Source organism: Cupriavidus basilensis, from assembly GCF_029335485.1.
Classification (GTDB): Bacteria; Pseudomonadota; Gammaproteobacteria; order Burkholderiales; family Burkholderiaceae; genus Cupriavidus; species Cupriavidus basilensis_E.
Map to the genome: position 1 here is coordinate 1 of NZ_JARJLM010000704.1, position 608 is coordinate 608.

At 66.1% G+C, this 608-nt stretch carries 1 protein-coding gene; it reads right to left on the reverse strand.

Going from position 1 to position 608, the window contains the following annotated elements:
* Nucleotides 1–239: 239 nt before the first annotated feature.
* The gene (ftsB, locus tag P3W85_RS43530; protein WP_017225194.1) at nucleotides 240–581 is read right to left on the reverse strand and encodes a cell division protein FtsB; all 342 of its coding nucleotides are present in this window, start codon (nucleotides 579–581) and stop codon (nucleotides 240–242) included.
* Nucleotides 582–608 lie beyond the last annotated feature (27 nt).

Genomic DNA, 608 nt, shown 5'->3' on the forward strand with positions numbered 1-608 from the left:
TGGTGAGCCGGTAACCCGCTGATTCGCTGATCCGGCAGTGCGATGCGCCGGGCGCAATGGCCAGGCGGCCAGCCACCCCTGGCACACGCAAAGAGCCGGCCATGCCCGCGGACGCACGGCATCCGTCCCGCCAGGGGACAGCGGAGATGGACGGATCCTACGACGGAAAATAGAGACTGAACCGCGACGCCGCGTCGCCATGCCGGGAGGATGGCTTCGCTTTCACGCACGGGCGGCGGTCAGCGGTGACCGGTAACGGCCGGGGAATTCGGCGGGGGCGGCAGCGGCGGCGTGGCGCTGACCTTGGGAGCGGGCGCGACAAACTGCACGAACACCTCGCTATCCTTGACCATGCCCAGCTCGTAGCGGGCACGCTCCTCGATGGCACCGGTGCCGTCCTGCAGGTCCTTCACTTCCCCTTCCAGCTTGGCGTTGCGCAACTTGAGCGCCTGGTTGCGCGCGGTCTGTTCCTGCACCTGCTTGTCGAGATCCCATACGCGCAGCCAGCCGCCCTTGCCCAGCCAAAGCGGATACTGGATGGCCAGCAACAACACGAACAGCAGCAGCGAGATGAGGCGCATGGGAATTCTGGCGCTTAGGCGAAAAAA

Coding starts and splice junctions, on each gene's coding strand:
- ftsB (WP_017225194.1), bottom strand. CDS start 581: ATGCGCCTCATCTCGCTGCTGCTGTTCGTGTTGTTGCTGGCCATCCAG.